Origin of the sequence: Azotobacter salinestris, assembly GCF_009363155.1 — a bacterium.
Lineage (GTDB): Bacteria > Pseudomonadota > Gammaproteobacteria > Pseudomonadales > Pseudomonadaceae > Azotobacter > Azotobacter salinestris.
This window is the reverse complement of sequence record NZ_CP045302.1, coordinates 521669-537616: the sequence shown is the minus strand read 5'-3', so window position 1 is coordinate 537616 and position 15948 is coordinate 521669. Positions and strand designations below refer to the sequence as shown.

Sequence of the window (15948 nt, the reverse complement as noted above, 5' to 3'; positions counted from 1 at the left end):
TGGTAGGTTGACGACATATCCCATCGGGAGCCGCTTCCCCCGGTTCGGACGCCGGGGCGGCGTCAGACTCGCCCCGGGTCTGCCTCTTCGCGGTCGGACAAATTCCAGACCACGACGATCGGTGGTGGATGCCGCCAGCCGAATCAGCGCACCTCCAGCAGCCGATGCCCATGGTTCGATCGCCTGTGGGTATGCCTGGGCACCTGGGGTCGTACGTATTTGATCGATTCGGCGATCAGAAAGGCCAGCTCCAGAGCCTGGTCGGCGTTCAGGCGCGGGTCGCAGTGGGTGTGATAGCGGTCGGACAGGCTGTCCTCGGTGACTGCGCGGCTGCCGCCGATGCACTCGGTGACGTTCTGCCCGGTCATCTCGATGTGGATGCCGCCGGCATGGCTGCCCTCGGCCCGGTGCACGGCGAAGAACTGCCGCACCTCATGCAGGATGCTCTCGAAGGCGCGGGTCTTGTAGCCGCCGGCCTTGATGGTATTGCCGTGCATCGGATCGGAACTCCACAGCACCTGGCGGCCTTCGCGCTGCACCGCACGGATCAGCGCCGGCAGGTGCTCTTCCACCCGGTCCGCGCCCATCCGCACGATCAGATTGAGGCGGCCCGGGTCGTTGTTCGGGTTTAGGATGTCGATCAGGCGCAGCAGCTCGTCCGGGTCCATGCTGGGGCCGACCTTCACCCCGATCGGGTTGCCGACGCCGCGCAGGAACTCCACGTGGGCGCCGTCCGGCTGGCGGGTGCGGTCGCCGATCCACAGCATGTGCGCCGAGCAGTCGTACCACTCGCCGGTCAGGCTGTCCTGGCGGGTCAGGGCCTGCTCGTAGTTCAGCAGCAGCGCTTCGTGGGCGGTGAAGAAGTGGGTCTTGTGCAGTTGTGGCGCACTTCGCAGCCCGCAGGCGCGGATGAAGGCGAGGGTCTCGTCGATGCGACCGGCCAGTTGGCTGTACTTCTCGGACAGGGCCGCGTCGGCGATGAAGTCGAGGTTCCACTGGTGGAGCTGGTGCAGGTCGGCGAAGCCGCCCTGGGCGAAGGCGCGCAGCAGGTTGAGGGTGGCGGTGGACTGGTGATAGGCCTGTAGCAGGCGCTGCGGGTCCGGGGTCCGGCTTCTTTCATTGAAGTCGATGCCGTTGACGATGTCGCCGCGGTAGGCGGGCAGGGTGACGCCGTCCACCGTCTCGCTGGGGCAGGAGCGCGGCTTGGCGAACTGGCCGGCCATGCGTCCGACCTTGACCACCGGACAGCCGGCGGCGAAGGTCATGATAATGGCCATCTGCAACAGCACTTTCACGGTATCGCCGATCTTGCTCGAGCAGAACTCGGCGAAGCTCTCCGCACAGTCGCCGCCCTGCAGCAGAAAGGCGCGTCCCTGGGTGACCTCGGCGAACAGCCGGCGCAGCTCGCGCGCCTCGCCGGCGAAGACCAGTGGCGGATAGCCGGCCAGGGTTTCCTCGACCCGGGCGAGGTGGGCGGCATCGGGGTATTCGGGTTGCTGCTGGATGGGCCTGGTTTTCCAGCTGTCGGGGTTCCAGTTCGGCTTCATCATCAGATCCTTTGATCGCATTACGGCATGCTCGGTGGAGGTAACTGCTCTTTGTCGCGCAGTCAGTCATGACCGCCGCAGGTTCTGTTGATGCGAGCCCGGAGCTGCAGCCTGTCATTGACCATTGAGTCTTTTTACCGTTTACGCCTGTACGGACAGCGACCGGAGTCCTTCCTGCCCTGTGCGAAGCCGCCGATGCAACCTGCACCCGGGCGCACGATTTCGGCGCCCGGGCAAGACTTCCGCGCATCGCCTGCACAGACTGCGAAAGCCCTCGAGGTCTGGTGTCCGAGCGCCTGCTCAGGCTTCCGGGGGCTGTCCTCGAAGAAGTAATGCACGATCTTCGCAAGCTGTCCGAGTGGCCGACAGAAGGTGTAACTGGCGCTGGCCCTTTGCTGGCCAGGCCTCGGTCGATTGCGGACGGCAGAGCATGCTCCCTCTGGTGAAGGCCTCCGAGGTGCAAGGGCAGAAGCAGGCACTGACGGCTATCAGGGCCGTGTCAGCCAGCAGAAGCATCAGTGGCCGTGGGGCCGGGTCGATTGCATCGGTCATGGCGTCCTGCCGTGTGGGTCCTTGCATCGGCCATGGCCAGTATTTGGCCAATAAGAACTTGTCCCATAACAGCTTAAAAACACTTTTATATTGGCTTGTGGAAATAATTTCTTGCCGTGAGTTGTCATTGCTGAAACGTTTCTTCTATGATTTAAGCCATACGTTTTATTGACGATGGCCTCACTTCGGGGGCGGCACAGGTGCATGACGAGGGACGGCAGGCTTCTTCGGTATGGTGGGAAAGTTGTGGAGCAGGTGGGTTTTAATTCGCGCTCTGTTGGAGGCGGCTTGAAAAATCAAGCAGGGTGTCGATGGATATGATGATTTGACACGCCAGCCAAGGTGCATCGCCTTGCTTCAAGGATGCATTTGCCGATGGCGGCCACAGGAAAAGCCTGCCTGGCCTGTTGAGATCGCTGGCGGCAGGTATTTCAGCAGATGGACTATCAGGGTTGCACACCAGTGCCGGTCGTGCAGTCAGGAGCCTGGTTGGGAGTCGATGTCGCCCGAATAGGAACGGATGTTTTTCGCACGATAGAGAAAGAGCGACTTTTGTGTCCGCTGAAAGTCGTGTGCGGCGTTGCAGGTCGCGAGTGCGCGCTTGCGGATGGATAGGCATGTTCCTGGGGATTTGTTTTGGAGGGGGTGTTCTCAGTCGAGTCGAAGTTGTAACGCGCTGGGGTGAATTCAAATAAATAACTCAACGTTCCGCGCTTTTGTTGTAAAGGCTTGTGCATGGTAAGCCCGTATATGCCTGGCCGTCTGAAAAATCCAAGCTAGGGAAAGCTGAAAAATGAACAATAACAAGCATGCAAGTCGAGGGCGTGATGCCCTGGTCTGCCGACGCTCGACCATACGGCTCCTTGCGCTGGCGATTTCCGCAGCCAGCCTCGCCATGCAGGATGCCACCGGGGCGTCGAGCAATGGCACCTATCAGGAACCCTACCGGCCCCAGTTCCACTTCAGTCCCGCCGAGAACTGGATGAACGATCCGAACGGACTGGTCTACCACGACGGCGAATATCACCTGTTCTACCAGTACAACCCGTTCGGCGATACCTGGGGGCATATGTCCTGGGGGCATGCCGTCAGCCCGGATCTGATGCATTGGGAGCATTTGCCGGTGGCCATTCCCGAACTGGGCGACGAAATGGTCTTTTCCGGCAGCGTGGTGGTCGACAAGCACAACACGAGCGGCTTCGGGAGCCGGCGCAATCCGCCGATGGTGGCCATCTACACCAGCGCACGGCCGGGATCGCAGGCCCAGTCGCTTGCCTACAGTACCGACCGCGGGCGTACCTGGAGCCGATACGGTGGCAATCCCGTGCTCGACATCGGCTCGGCGGAATTCCGCGATCCGAAGGTGTTCTGGTACGAGGCGGAGCGGAAGTGGGTCATGGCCGTGGTCGCGGCGCTGGAGCACAAGGTCAAGCTCTACAGCTCGCCCGATCTGAAGAACTGGACGCACATGAGCGACTTCGGTCCCGCCAACGCCACGGGAGGGGCCTGGGAGTGTCCCGACCTCTTTCCGCTTCCCGTCGACGGCGATTCCAGCCGGATCAAGTGGGTGCTTCTGGTCAGCCTCAACCCTGGCAGCATCGCGGGCGGCTCCGGCATGCAGTACTTCGTCGGAGACTTCGACGGGACGACCTTTCGGGCCGACAATGTCCTCGGCGACTATACGCCGCCCACAGGCGAGCTTTACCAGGGCTTCGAGGAGCGCGACTACGGTGAGTGGAGCACGACCGGTACCGCGTTCGGCTCGGGCCCGACCTCCGGCACGATTTCGCCGCAGGGCGAGGTGAGCGGATATCTCGGTGGCGGCCTGGTCAACAGTTACCATGACGCGGACCTGGGAACGGGAACCCTGACATCGCCCCCCTTTACCATCGAAGGCCCTTACCTCAACTTTCTCGTCGGCGGAGGCAAGCATCCGCACGATCCCGCGATCTCGGACCAGGCGGTACCCGCCGGCTCGGTATTCGCCGACTTCGAGGGGAGCAGTTACGGCAGCGGTTGGAGCGCCACCGGCACTTTCGCCGGTAGCGCGCCGGCGGCCGGCACACTCGCAGGCCAGCAGTCCGTCAGCGGCTACGAGGGGCGCCAACTGGTCAACACCTTCATCGACTATGACAACGGAACCGGCACGATTGTCTCGCCTGGGTTCACCATCATGAGTGATTACATCAATTTTCTAGTCGGTGGTGGCGCTCATCCTTATCCCGGCACTGCCAACAATCCTCCGACAGCGGTCAATCTGGTCGTCGATGGCGAGGTGGTGCGCACGGCCACCGGTCAGGATAGCGAGGCCCTCAACTGGACCCACTGGGACGTCTCCGAACTCAGGGGCCAGACGGCGCGCATTGAGATCGTCGACAGCAACACCGGCGGCTGGGGACACATCAACGCGGACCACTTCATGTTTTCCGACGAGCCGGCCTTGCCGCGCTCCACGGAAACTACGGTCAACCTGCTCATCGATGGCGAAGTGGTCCGGTCGACGACGGGACCCAACAGCACCACGCTGGACTGGGCCGCATGGAACGTCCGGAGCCTTATCGGCCAAACCGCCCAAATCCAGCTCAGGGACAGGAACACGGGCGGCTGGGGTTACATCCTCGCCGACCACTTCATGTTTGCGGATGAGCCCGCGCTGTCGCTCCTGCAGCGCAGCAGTTGGGTGGATTACGGTAAGGATTTCTACGCCGCGATCACCTTCAATAACGTGCCCGACGCGCGCCGCCTCGTGATCGGCTGGATGAACAACTGGAATTACGGCCAATTGACGCCGACGAGCCCCTGGCGTGGCGCGATGAGTGTTCCGCGCGAGTTTGCCTTGCGCACCATCGATGGCGTTCTCCGGCTGGTTCAGCAGCCCGTGCAGGAGCTTGATCTGCTGGGAGAGGATTGGCAGACGTTCAGCCAACAGCAGATTTCGCCCGGCACGACCACGCTTCCGCTGCAGGGCAAGGCGTTCGAGATCAAGGCCGACCTGCTTTCCGGCGACGCGAAGCGGGTCGGGCTGAAGGTCCGTAGTGGCAACGGCGAGGAAACCCTCATCGGTTACGACGCCGAGGCTGGCGAAATCTACGTCGACCGGACGCGCTCCGGCGAGGACGGCTTCAGCACCGACTTCCCCGGCGTTCAGCGGGCGCCCTTGAGCGCGCGGGACGGCAAGATCCGGCTGCATGTGCTCGTCGACTGGTCGTCGGTGGAGGTCTTCGGTGACCAGGGGCAGACCGTCATCACCGAGCAGATCTTCCCGGGCGCGACGAGCGACGGCGTGCAGCTCTTCTCCGAGGGCGGCAGCGCGATGCTCGACTCGTTGCAGGTCCGGCCTCTGGGTTCGAGCTGGACGCGGTAGCGCAGCGGCGGCAACACACTCGAGCGCTTCCCTGCGGGAAGGAAAGGGCGACACACCGGCCCGCGGCCCTGGCAGGACGCGGCCGGGGAGAAGCTCGGTCCGTTTGAGGGGGAGCGCCGTTCGGTGCTGCACGCGGACGGAGTGGCGCCCGATCAGGCCTTGTCGCCATCGTGGCTGGATTGCCGGTTTCATGCGCGCGGCGGGTGCAGGAAAGGATGACGGGAGCGCAGCCAGCTCAGGTCGTGCATGAAGATGGGAGCCTGTGGAGGTTTCGGACTGCTCACATACATCACGCCGGCCATCACCGCATATGCATTTCGTTCGATCGCGGTAGGCAGGTACTTCTGAATAAATGAAAGCTCCAAACTTGTATCGATTATAGCCCGATTTTTCGGTTTGCCGAGAGTGATAACGAACTTCGCCTGGCCCCGCGAGCTTCGCGCAGCCTGATAAAACTGTGCTGGCCATATTGATGGCGATGTGGAGGAAGGCCTGGCGCCAGTTGCAATGGTATTGAGCTGCTACGGCTGAATAGTTTCATTCAGGTAGAAATTAATGATTTATCGGTGATTTCGAGGTTGCCAAAAGAGGTTTTATTTTTTTAGGGAAATCCTGAAAAAGACTTCCCGATTCTGGTGAAATACACCCGCTCCCTTGCCCGAGTTTTCCGATGAAGCAACTGTCCTTCGCCGACGCCGAGTATGCCGGCAAGCGCAAGCAGACCCGCCGCGAGTGCTTCCTGCTCGAAATGGACCAGGTGGTGTCGTGGTCTGGGCTGATCGCCCTGATCGAGCCCCACTATCCGAAGGGCGAAGGCGGTCGGCCCGCCTACCCGCCGGCAGCCATGCTGCGCGTGCACCTGATGCAGAACTGGTTCGGCTACAGCGATCCGGCGATGGAGGAAGCGCTGTACGAAACCACTCTCTTGCGCCAGTTCGCCGGCCTGGGTCTGGAGCGCATCCCGGACGAAACGACCATCCTCAACTTCCGCCGCCTGCTGGAGAAGCACGAACTGGCCGGAGGCATGCTGGAGGTGATCAACGGCTACCTGGGCGAGCGCGGGCTGTCGCTGCGCCAGGGCACCATCGTCGGCGCCACCCTGATCCATGCGCCGAGCTCGACGAAGAACCGGGACGGCAAGCGCGACCCGGAAATGCACTCGACGAAGAAGGGCAACCAGTACTACTTCTTCGGCCTGAAGGCGCATATCGGCGTCGATGCCGAGTCGGGCCTGGTGCATCACGTGGTGGGAACGGCGGCCAACGTGGCGGATGTCACCCAGGTCGACAAGGTGCTGCATGGCGAGGAAAACCTGGTCGGTGCCAATGCGGCCTATGTCGGTGTCGAGAAGCGTCCGGAGCATGCCGGACGGAAAGTCGTCTGGCAGATCGCGGCTCGCCACAGCACCTACAAGAAGCACGGCAAGCGCAGTGTCCTGTATCGCGTCAAACGGCGGATCGAGAAAGCCAAGGCGCAGATGCGGGCCAAGGTCGAGCATCCGTTCCGGGTGATCAAGCAGCAGTTCGGCTACGTCAAGGTGCGCTTTCGCGGCCTGGCGAAGAACACCGCGCAATTGGTGACGCTGTTCGCCCTGTCGAACCTGTGGATGGCGCGAAAACATCTGCTGGTGGCAGGAGAGGTGCGTCCGTAATGCGGGGAATCATCCCGGCAAAGCGCCTCGTCAAGGGCAAAACATGGATTTGCAAAGAGGTATCGGCCTGAGTTGCATGGAACTGCCGTTTTTTGAGCAATCGAGCGCTCGGGCAGGAAATGACGGGGGCTAATTCAGACTTTCCTTGGGATAGCGCTATCTTTATGAGAATGGAGTCGCCGGGTTCCAGGCATTGCCTTAATGCAGTCCAGCGATAATCGATAAAAATAACACGATAGTGGCAATAGGCTTGGCTGGGTGGCAGTGCGACCATCCATGGATAGCGCTGTCTATTGCCGAGGTCTTGCATGGATGGCTTTCTTTATTTCTTCGCCCAAGATCGTGGGCAAGATCAAAGTGGCAGTGCTTTTCAAGCGGCAGGCCTGACGGAGGCAAGTGGATGTTTTACGCTTGTGTTGCAAGGGCTTGCGCACAGGCAAGTTCGCATATGCCCGGCCGGCTAAAAAATCCAAGCTAGGGAAATCCTGAAAAAGACTTCCCGATTCTGGTGAAATACACCCGCTCCCTTGTCCGAGTTTCCCGATGAAGCAACTGTCCTTCGCCGATGCCGAGTATGCCGGCAAGCGCAAGCAGACCCGCCGCGAGCGCTTCCTGCTCGAGATGGACCAGGTGGTGCCGTGGCAGGGGCTGATCGCCCTGATCGAGCCCTACTATCCCAAGGGCGAAGGCGGTCGGCCCGCCTACCCGCTGGCAGCCATGCTGCGCGTGCACCTGATGCAGAACTGGTTCGGCTACAGCGATCCGGCGATGGAGGAAGCGCTGTACGAAACCACTCTCCTGCGCCAGTTCGCCGGCCTGAGCCTGGAGCGCATCCCGGACGAAACGACCCTCCTCAACTTCCGTCGCCTGCTGGAGAAGCACGAACTGGCCGGGGGAATACTGGAGGTGATCAACGGCTATCTGGGCGAGCGCGGACTGTCGCTGCGCCAGGGCACCATTGTCGACGCCACCCTGATCCATGCGCCGAGCTCGACGAAGAACAAGGACGGCAAGCGCGACCCGGAAATGCACTCGACGAAGAAGGGCAACCAGTACTACTTCGGCGCAAAAGCTCACATTGGTGCCGACGCTGAGTCGGGTCTGGTGCACAGCGTGGTGGTCACGGCAGCCAACGTGGCAGATGTCACCCAAGTCGACCAACTGCTGCATGGCGAGGAAAACGTAGTGAGTGCCGATGCGGGCTATACCGGCGTAGAGAAGCGCCCCGAGCATGAAGGTCGGCAGGTCATCTGGCAGGTCGCGGCCCGGCGCAGTACCTACAAGAAGCATGGCAAGCGTAGCGCCTTATACAAAGCGATCCGCAAGATCGAGAAGGCCAAGGCCCAGGTACGAGCCAAGGTCGAACATCCGTTCCGCGTGATCAAGCGCCAGTTTGGCTACACCAAGGTGCGCTTCCGGGGATTGGCCAAAAACACGTCACAGTTGGTGACGCTGTTCGCCTTGTCGAATCTGTGGATGGCGCGCCGATATTTACTGGCGAATGCAGGAGAGGTGCGCCTGTAATGCGGGAAACGGTTGCTGCGACGTGCTCGCGGCAGCTAAAAAACGCAGAAACGAGCGGGTGATCTGATCGTTTTTGATCGATTCTCCGCTTTCAAAGTCGGCGGGGGGCTGAAGTCAGCCAGAAATACATGACTACTTCAGACCATCCCTAGGGAAATCCTGAAAAAGACTTCCCGATTCTGGTGAAATACACCCGCTCCCTTGTCCGAGTTTCCCGATGAAGCAACTGTCCTTCGCCGATGCCGAGTATGCCGGCAAGCGCAAGCAGACCCGCCGCGAGCGCTTCCTGCTCGAGATGGACCAGGTGGTGCCGTGGCAGGGGCTGATCGCCCTGATCGAGCCCTACTATCCCAAGGGCGAAGGCGGTCGGCCCGCCTACCCGCTGGCAGCCATGCTGCGCGTGCACCTGATGCAGAACTGGTTCGGCTACAGCGATCCGGCGATGGAGGAAGCGCTGTACGAAACCACTCTCCTGCGCCAGTTCGCCGGCCTGAGCCTGGAGCGCATCCCGGACGAAACGACCCTCCTCAACTTCCGTCGCCTGCTGGAGAAGCACGAACTGGCCGGGGGAATACTGGAGGTGATCAACGGCTATCTGGGCGAGCGCGGACTGTCGCTGCGCCAGGGCACCATTGTCGACGCCACCCTGATCCATGCGCCGAGCTCGACGAAGAACAAGGACGGCAAGCGCGACCCGGAAATGCACTCGACGAAGAAGGGCAACCAGTACTACTTCGGCGCAAAAGCTCACATTGGTGCCGACGCTGAGTCGGGTCTGGTGCACAGCGTGGTGGTCACGGCAGCCAACGTGGCAGATGTCACCCAAGTCGACCAACTGCTGCATGGCGAGGAAAACGTAGTGAGTGCCGATGCGGGCTATACCGGCGTAGAGAAGCGCCCCGAGCATGAAGGTCGGCAGGTCATCTGGCAGGTCGCGGCCCGGCGCAGTACCTACAAGAAGCATGGCAAGCGTAGCGCCTTATACAAAGCGATCCGCAAGATCGAGAAGGCCAAGGCCCAGGTACGAGCCAAGGTCGAACATCCGTTCCGCGTGATCAAGCGCCAGTTTGGCTACACCAAGGTGCGCTTCCGGGGATTGGCCAAAAACACGTCACAGTTGGTGACGCTGTTCGCCTTGTCGAATCTGTGGATGGCGCGCCGATATTTACTGGCGAATGCAGGAGAGGTGCGCCTGTAATGCGGGAAACGGTTGCTGCGACGTGCTCGCGGCAGCTAAAAAACGCAGAAACGAGCGGGTGATCTGATCGTTTTTGATCGATTCTCCGCTTTCAAAGTCGGCGGGGGGCTGAAGTCAGCCAGAAATACATGACTACTTCAGACCATCCCTAGTGTGGTGAATCACAAGTTCGCTTCATTATTTCTTTGCAAGGCTCGAGCAGCCCTGCCGACAGAGGCCAGGATTTCACCTGCTCCCTTACGCCAGCGGAAGGGCCTTGGATTCTGGTTGTAGGTCGCCAGGTAATACTCGATGGACTGCTCGAGATCCTTCACGCTGGTATGGGCCTGGCGCTTTATCCACTTCTGGGTGAGCATCGAGAAAAAGCGCTCCACCAGATTCAGCCATGACGCAGACGTCGGGGTGAAATGCACGTGATAACGCGGGTGTGCGACAAGCCAGGCACGCACCTTGTCGGTCTTGTGCACGGCATAGTTATCCATGATCAGGTGGATGGCCTTGTCGCTCTCGACCGTTTCCTCGATGGCCCTGAGAAACTCCAGGAATTCTGCGCTGCGGTGACGGCGCTTGAGACGTCCGATCACCTCGCCGGTGGCCACATCCAGGGCGGCAAACAAGGACGTCGTGCCATGGCGCTGATAATCATGGGTACGGGTCGCCGGATACCCAGGCTCCAGCGGCAGCCCCGGCTGTGTTCGATTGAGCGCCTGGATCTGGCTTTTCTCATCGACGCACAGTACCAGCGCTTTATCCGGCGGATTCAGGTAGAGCCCTACGATATCCTGCACCTTGTCGACAAAGGCAGGATCGGTGGACAGCTTGAAGGTGTGCTCCAGGTGAGGCTTGAGCCCGAAGGCTCGCCAGATACGCTGTACGCTCGCCGGTGAAATATGGGTGGCCTTGCTCATCCGGCGCGAGCTCCAATGACTGGCATCGTCGGGCCGGGTCTGCCGCACCCGGTCGACCACTTCCTGGACCTTTTCATCACTGATGCTGCGTGGGCGGCCTGAGCGCGGCTCGTCATTGAGGCCTTGCAGGCCCAAACGGGCGAAGCGAAGGCGCCACCTCGAAACGGTTTGCGCCGTAATGCCGAGCCGTCGAGCAATGGAAGAGCCGGACTCGCCTCGAGCGCAGGACAGAATGATCTCGGCGCGCAGCTGCATATCGGCAGGCCCCTTGTGCCTGGCTCGGCGGCGGGTGAGTTCGGCATGCTCGTGTTCGGTCAGTTCGATCCGAACGGCTGGGCGGCCTGTTTTCATCGCATGCCCTCCGAAAAAACTCTGCCAGCTCCGCGGCAGACAAGACTTATCCTGAGTAGTTGTGATTCACCACACTAGGGAAAGCTTCAGATGAAGAATTATGATCCTGCACGTCTGACGGTGCGCAGCACTCCATGCCACCGAATCTTCGATATGCGCGCCCTTGTGCTGGCAACTTCGGCGGCCGGCCTCGTCATGCCGGGCACCCTCGAGGCGGCGACGCCGGGCAATGCCACTTACCAGGAACCCTGCGGCCCAGGCTCCACTTCAGCCTGCATCGAGGAGCCGGGACTGGCGCGGCCGGAGCGCCGGCACTGAAGCTGTCCGCCCGGCAGGGGGCTAATCCACCTCGACCGTCGCCGGCTCCACCTCGACTGCGACGGGCTGGCGGGTTCTCCGGTACTGCAGGGCCAGGGTCAGGCCGAGCCCGCAGAAGGAGGCCAGCGCGCAGATCAGAAAGATCGAGCGGAAGCCGTGGCTGCCGATGAGCAGGCCGACCAGCGGGCCGGCGACACCCAGCGCCAGATCGAGGAACAGCGAATAGGCGCCGATCGCCGCCCCGCGGTTCGAGGCCGGTGTGCTCTTCACCGCCTCCACGCCGAGGGCCGGGAACACCAGCGAGAAACCGAAGCCGCTCAGCCCCGCGCCGAGCATGGCCAGCAGCGGGCCGGGCGCCGCCCAGAGCAGCAGCAGGCCGCCGCCCTCGACCAGCAGACAGGCGATGCCCACCCGGTAGCCGCCGAGACGGTCGATCGCCTTGGCGAACAGCAGGCGGACGGCGATAAAGCTCAGCCCGAAGGCGGTCATCGCGTATTCCGCCCAGGCCCAGCCGCGGCTGTCGTAGTACAGGGTGATGAAGGCGGCGATGGTGCCGTAGCCGAGGGTGCCCAGGGCCATCGCCAGTCCATACGGGCTGACCCGCCCGAGCACGTTCATGAAGCCCAGCCGCTCGCCGGCGATCACCGGCACGCCGGTCTTGCGCCAGGCCAGGGCGAGCCCGGACAGGGCGATCAGCAGCACACTGGCGCCCATCCAGGGCAGGCCGAAGCGCTCCACCAGCCAGACGCCGAACGGTGCGCCCAGGCCGATTGCGCCATAGCTGGCGATGCCGTTCCAGGAAATCACCCGGGCGGTGCCCGCACTGCCGACCTGGCCGATGCCCCAGGCGATCGCGGAGGCGCCGAGCACGCTATGGGCCATGCCCAGCACCAGGCGGCTGAGCACCAGGGTGAGAAGGCTGAGCAGCGGCAGGGCCGGCCAGAGCGTGGCCAGCAGCATCAGCAGGCCGCCCAGGGCGCAGCCGGCCAGTCCGTAGAGGACACCCTGCCTGGGGCCTGCGGTGTCGATCAGCCGGCAGGAAAAGGGACGCACCAGCAGGGTGACCAGATACTGCAGGCCGATCACCAGGCCGGCGACCAGGGTACTGAAGCCCAGCTCGTGATGGATCAGCCCGGGCATGACTGCCATGGGGATGCCGATGCTCATGAAGCCGAGGAAGGTGAAGCAGACGATGGAGAGGATCTGCAGGGTGTTGCTCTGGACGGATGCTGTGGCTGGCATGCGGGACATGAAGGGTTCCGGGATGCTCCATGAGGTATGTTATCAGACAACTATTTTGGCAATAGCGCAACCCTCAGGTGGCCGCGGAACATGATGCGTGCTCGGAGGCCGGCAGCGGAAGCCGGTGGTGCGTCGTCTGCGGAAAAGGCGTGCGCTGATCGCACGGGATGCGGCTCGAGGAGCGGGGCGCCGCCGGATGACGAGGCCGACGCCCGTTCAGTCGCGATAGAACACCTGCACCAGGTGATAGCCGAACTGGGACTTCACCGGGCCATGGATCTCGCGCAGGGCCTTCCTGAAAATCACCTGATCGATCGAGCGCACCATCTGTCCCGGGCGGACCTCGCCCAGATCGCCGCCGCGCTTGCCCGAGGGGCAGAGCGAGTGGCGCCGCGCCAGCTGGGCGAAGTCCTCGCCCTTGGCCAGGCGCTGCTTCAGCTGCGCCGCCTCGGCTTCGCTGGCGAGCAGAATGTGACGTGCCATCGCTTTGGCCATAGAAGGAGTCCTCAACTTGGAAGTCTGCGCATTGTGCCAGATCGGAAGGGCTGACTAGAGTGGCTTGGGTCGGTTTGACAACCGCTTGATTCTGAACGACATATGCCTTGCGGATCTATTCCATGGATATTCAATCGATGCTGAGAGTCCTGGCTACCCAGGACGGTTCGGACCTTTACCTGTCCACCGGCGCGCCGCCCTGCGCGAAATTCAACGGCGTGCTCAAGGCGCTCTCCCAGGAGGTGCTGCAGCCGGGCGCCGTGGCGAAGATCGCCGAGGGACTGATGGATGCCGAACAGCGCATCGAATTCGAGCGCGACCTGGAGATGAACCTGGCGATCTCCCTGCCGAACATCGGCCGCTTCCGCATCAACATCTTCAAGCAGCGCAACGAGGTGTCCATCGTCGCGCGCAACATCAAGCTGGACATCCCGCGCTTCGAGGACCTCAAGCTGCCGAAGATCCTCCTCGACGTGGTGATGGAGAAGCGTGGCCTGGTGCTGTTCGTCGGCGGCACCGGCTCGGGCAAGTCGACCTCCCTGGCGGCGCTGATCGACTACCGCAACCGCAACAGCGGCGGGCACATCATCACCATCGAGGACCCGGTCGAATACGTGCACCGGCACAAGAAGTCGATCATCAACCAGCGCGAGGTCGGGGTGGACACCAGAAGCTTCCACGCCGCGCTGAAGAACACCCTGCGCCAGGCGCCGGATGTGATCCTGATCGGCGAGATCCGCGACCGCGAGACCATGGAGCATGCTCTGGCCTTCGCCGACACCGGCCACCTGGCGATCTCCACGCTGCACGCCAACAACGCCAACCAGGCGCTGGACCGCATCATCAACTTCTTTCCCGAGGAGCGCCGTCCGCAGCTGCTCAACGACCTGGGCAACAACCTCAAGGCCTTCGTCTCCCAGCGCCTGGTCAAGACGGTCGACGGCAAGCGGCGGGCCGCGGTGGAGGTGCTGCTCGGCACGCCGACGGTGCGCGATCTGATCAAGCGCAGCGAGCTGTCCGAGATCAAGGAGATCATGGACAAGTCGCGCAACCTCGGCATGCAGACCTTCGACCAGGCACTGATCGAGCTGGTCAACGAGGGGGCGATCAGCGAGGAGGAGGCGCTGAAGAACGCCGACTCGGCGAACAACGTGCGCCTCAAGCTGAAACTGCACCGTGACGGCGGGGCGGGCGCTGCCGACAAGCCGGATAGCGAGAGTGCCTGGCCGGGGCTGAGCCTGGAGATGCTGGAAGAGCCGGAGGAGGCCGGCAAGGCCTGAGTCGTTCAGGCCGGGCGCCGCACGGGCGCCCCGTCCTGCGTCTGCCGCCCGGTCAGTACACCCAGACCTCGACCCTGCGGTTCTTGATCCGCCCTTCCTCGCCGGTGTTGGCCGCCACCGGCAGGGCGTCGCCGAGCCCGACGATCTCGCGGAAGGTCGCGCCGCCCCTGGCCAGCTCGCGGCGTACCGCCATCGCCCGCAGCTTCGACAGCAGCGTGCTGCGCTCGGCGTCCTGCTTGGGATCGCCGAAGCCGACCAGCACCACCGAGTTCTCCAGCTTGCCGTGCTCGCGCAGGTAGGCGAGCACGCGCTCGACGTCGCGAAGCGCCTTGTTGTCGAGCAGGGCGCTGCCTTCCTGGAAACGGAAGTTCACCGACAGGCGCTGCGCCTCGCGGGCCAGCTGCAGGTAGCTCGGCGGCATGCTGGCATGGGGATCGACCTGCACCGCCTGTACCTGCTGGGCGACGAAGCCGTTCTGCGCGACCACCTCCTGCCCGCGCGGGCTGTGGGCGAATTCGACCAGGGCCGTGGTCCAGGGGCTGGGCTGCTGCGGCTGGTTGTAGAGAAACAGGCGGCGCGACAGGGGATAGTCCTCGGTGGCGACCAGACCGGGCTCAGGCGGCATCGGCCGGGACTCGCCGGCGGAGATCGCCAGGGCCTTGGCCTTGCGCACGTAGGGCAGGCCGATGAAGCCGATGCCCGCCGGGTCCTGGCTGACCGAGGCGGACAGCTCGGTACTCGACTCGAAGCGCCTGGCGCCGGCGGCGAGGCTCTTGCCCTGGGGCTTGAGCACCAGTTCGTTGAAGGTATCGAAGGTGCCGGACTGGGCGTCGCGGGCATACAGGTGGATGGCGCCGCCGCGTCCGCCGAGTTCTTCCCAGGTCTTCACCTCGCCGGCGAACACCCGGGCCAACTGCTCGAGGCTGAGGGCGCGCAGCGGGTTGTCCGGGTGGAGGATGACCGCCAGGCCGTCGATGGCGATCACCTGCTCGGCCGCCAGGCTGCGCAGGTCGCCCAGCGCCGCCAGTGCGGCGACCTCGCTGTCCTTGATCGGCCGCGAGGAGGCGGCGAGATCGGCGCGGCCTTCCAGCAGGGCGGCGAAGCCGGTGCTCGATCCATGGGCGCTGATCTCCGCCAGCACCTGCCGGCCCTGGGCATCCAGGCCCAGTACCCGGCGTTCGTTCGGCGCTCCGCCATCCTCGACGCGCACCTCGCGCAGCCCCTGCTGTTCGAACAGGCCGGCCACCAGGGCCGGGCCGAGTTCGGCGCCGAGGGTGTTGGAGCCCTGGATGCGCAGCACGGGAGTCTGATCGGCAGGGGCGGACTGACTTGCCGCTGTGCTCCACGGCAGGCTGGAGCAGAGCAGGGCGATCAGCAGGGAACGGGCGGGAATTCCCGAAAGGCGGGCGTGCAAGGGCTTGGCGCGCGACATGGGGGTGGCACCTTCTTACTACTCGGGTGGGAGGGTGGCGCGAGAATAAGTCCGTTTGGTTGCACTTATGTGACAGATGACCGGCG

10 protein-coding genes and 1 pseudogene are annotated in these 15948 nt (G+C 63.0%); 6 read left to right on the top strand and 5 right to left on the bottom strand.

The annotated features are described in order from the left end of the window. Positions 1 to 209: 209 nt before the first annotated feature. Positions 210 to 1547 (bottom strand): annotated as a pseudogene (locus tag GCU53_RS02525) (class II 3-deoxy-7-phosphoheptulonate synthase); the annotation flags it as partial. A gap of 1345 nt (positions 1548 to 2892) precedes the next feature. Between GCU53_RS02525 and GCU53_RS02520 the strand changes: the two are divergent. The 4 genes from GCU53_RS02520 to GCU53_RS02505 all read left to right on the top strand — a co-directional run bounded on the left by GCU53_RS02520 (position 2893) and on the right by GCU53_RS02505 (position 9836). Next, positions 2893 to 5463, top strand: a complete 2571-nt coding sequence (locus GCU53_RS02520) for a glycoside hydrolase family 32 protein (protein WP_152386221.1) — start codon at positions 2893 to 2895, stop codon at positions 5461 to 5463. Positions 5464 to 6133: 670 nt separating this feature from the next. After that, positions 6134 to 7114 (top strand): IS5 family transposase, encoded by a 981-nt coding sequence (locus tag GCU53_RS02515; protein ID WP_152386220.1) that lies wholly within the window; start codon positions 6134 to 6136, stop codon positions 7112 to 7114. 543 nt (positions 7115 to 7657) lie between these two features. Beyond that, positions 7658 to 8638, top strand: coding sequence for an IS5 family transposase (locus tag GCU53_RS02510; RefSeq protein ID WP_152385958.1), 981 nt, complete (start codon positions 7658 to 7660; stop codon positions 8636 to 8638). Positions 8639 to 8855: 217 nt separating this feature from the next. Beyond that, entirely contained in the window at positions 8856 to 9836 is a 981-nt protein-coding gene (locus GCU53_RS02505; RefSeq protein ID WP_152385958.1) for an IS5 family transposase, read from the top strand. Between the two features lie 161 nt (positions 9837 to 9997). Here the strand turns inward: GCU53_RS02505 and GCU53_RS02500 are convergent, their stop codons facing one another. Beyond that, positions 9998 to 11095, bottom strand: coding sequence for an IS630 family transposase (locus GCU53_RS02500; RefSeq protein WP_152386219.1), 1098 nt, complete (start codon positions 11093 to 11095; stop codon positions 9998 to 10000). Between the two features lie 90 nt (positions 11096 to 11185). Between GCU53_RS02500 and GCU53_RS02495 the strand changes: the two genes are divergently transcribed. Next, a complete protein-coding gene (locus GCU53_RS02495) occupies positions 11186 to 11413 on the top strand; it encodes a hypothetical protein (protein ID WP_152386218.1) in 228 nt (75 codons plus the stop codon). 21 nt (positions 11414 to 11434) lie between these two features. Here GCU53_RS02495 and GCU53_RS02490 read toward each other — a convergent pair whose 3' ends face one another. After that, positions 11435 to 12664: an MFS transporter gene (locus GCU53_RS02490; protein WP_152386217.1), complete on the bottom strand. Its 1230-nt coding sequence runs from the start codon at positions 12662 to 12664 to the stop codon at positions 11435 to 11437. A gap of 207 nt (positions 12665 to 12871) precedes the next feature. After that, positions 12872 to 13150: a peptidylprolyl isomerase gene (locus GCU53_RS02485; protein ID WP_152386216.1), complete on the bottom strand. Its 279-nt coding sequence runs from the start codon at positions 13148 to 13150 to the stop codon at positions 12872 to 12874. A gap of 122 nt (positions 13151 to 13272) precedes the next feature. Between GCU53_RS02485 and GCU53_RS02480 the strand changes: the two genes are divergently transcribed. Next, positions 13273 to 14430: a PilT/PilU family type 4a pilus ATPase gene (locus GCU53_RS02480; RefSeq protein ID WP_208845433.1), complete on the top strand. Its 1158-nt coding sequence runs from the start codon at positions 13273 to 13275 to the stop codon at positions 14428 to 14430. Between the two features lie 52 nt (positions 14431 to 14482). Here the strand turns inward: GCU53_RS02480 and GCU53_RS02475 are convergent, their stop codons facing one another. Then, complete coding sequence (locus GCU53_RS02475) at positions 14483 to 15862, bottom strand: substrate-binding domain-containing protein (RefSeq protein ID WP_152386215.1); 1380 nt, start codon at positions 15860 to 15862, stop codon at positions 14483 to 14485. Between the last annotated feature and the right edge of the window lie 86 nt (positions 15863 to 15948).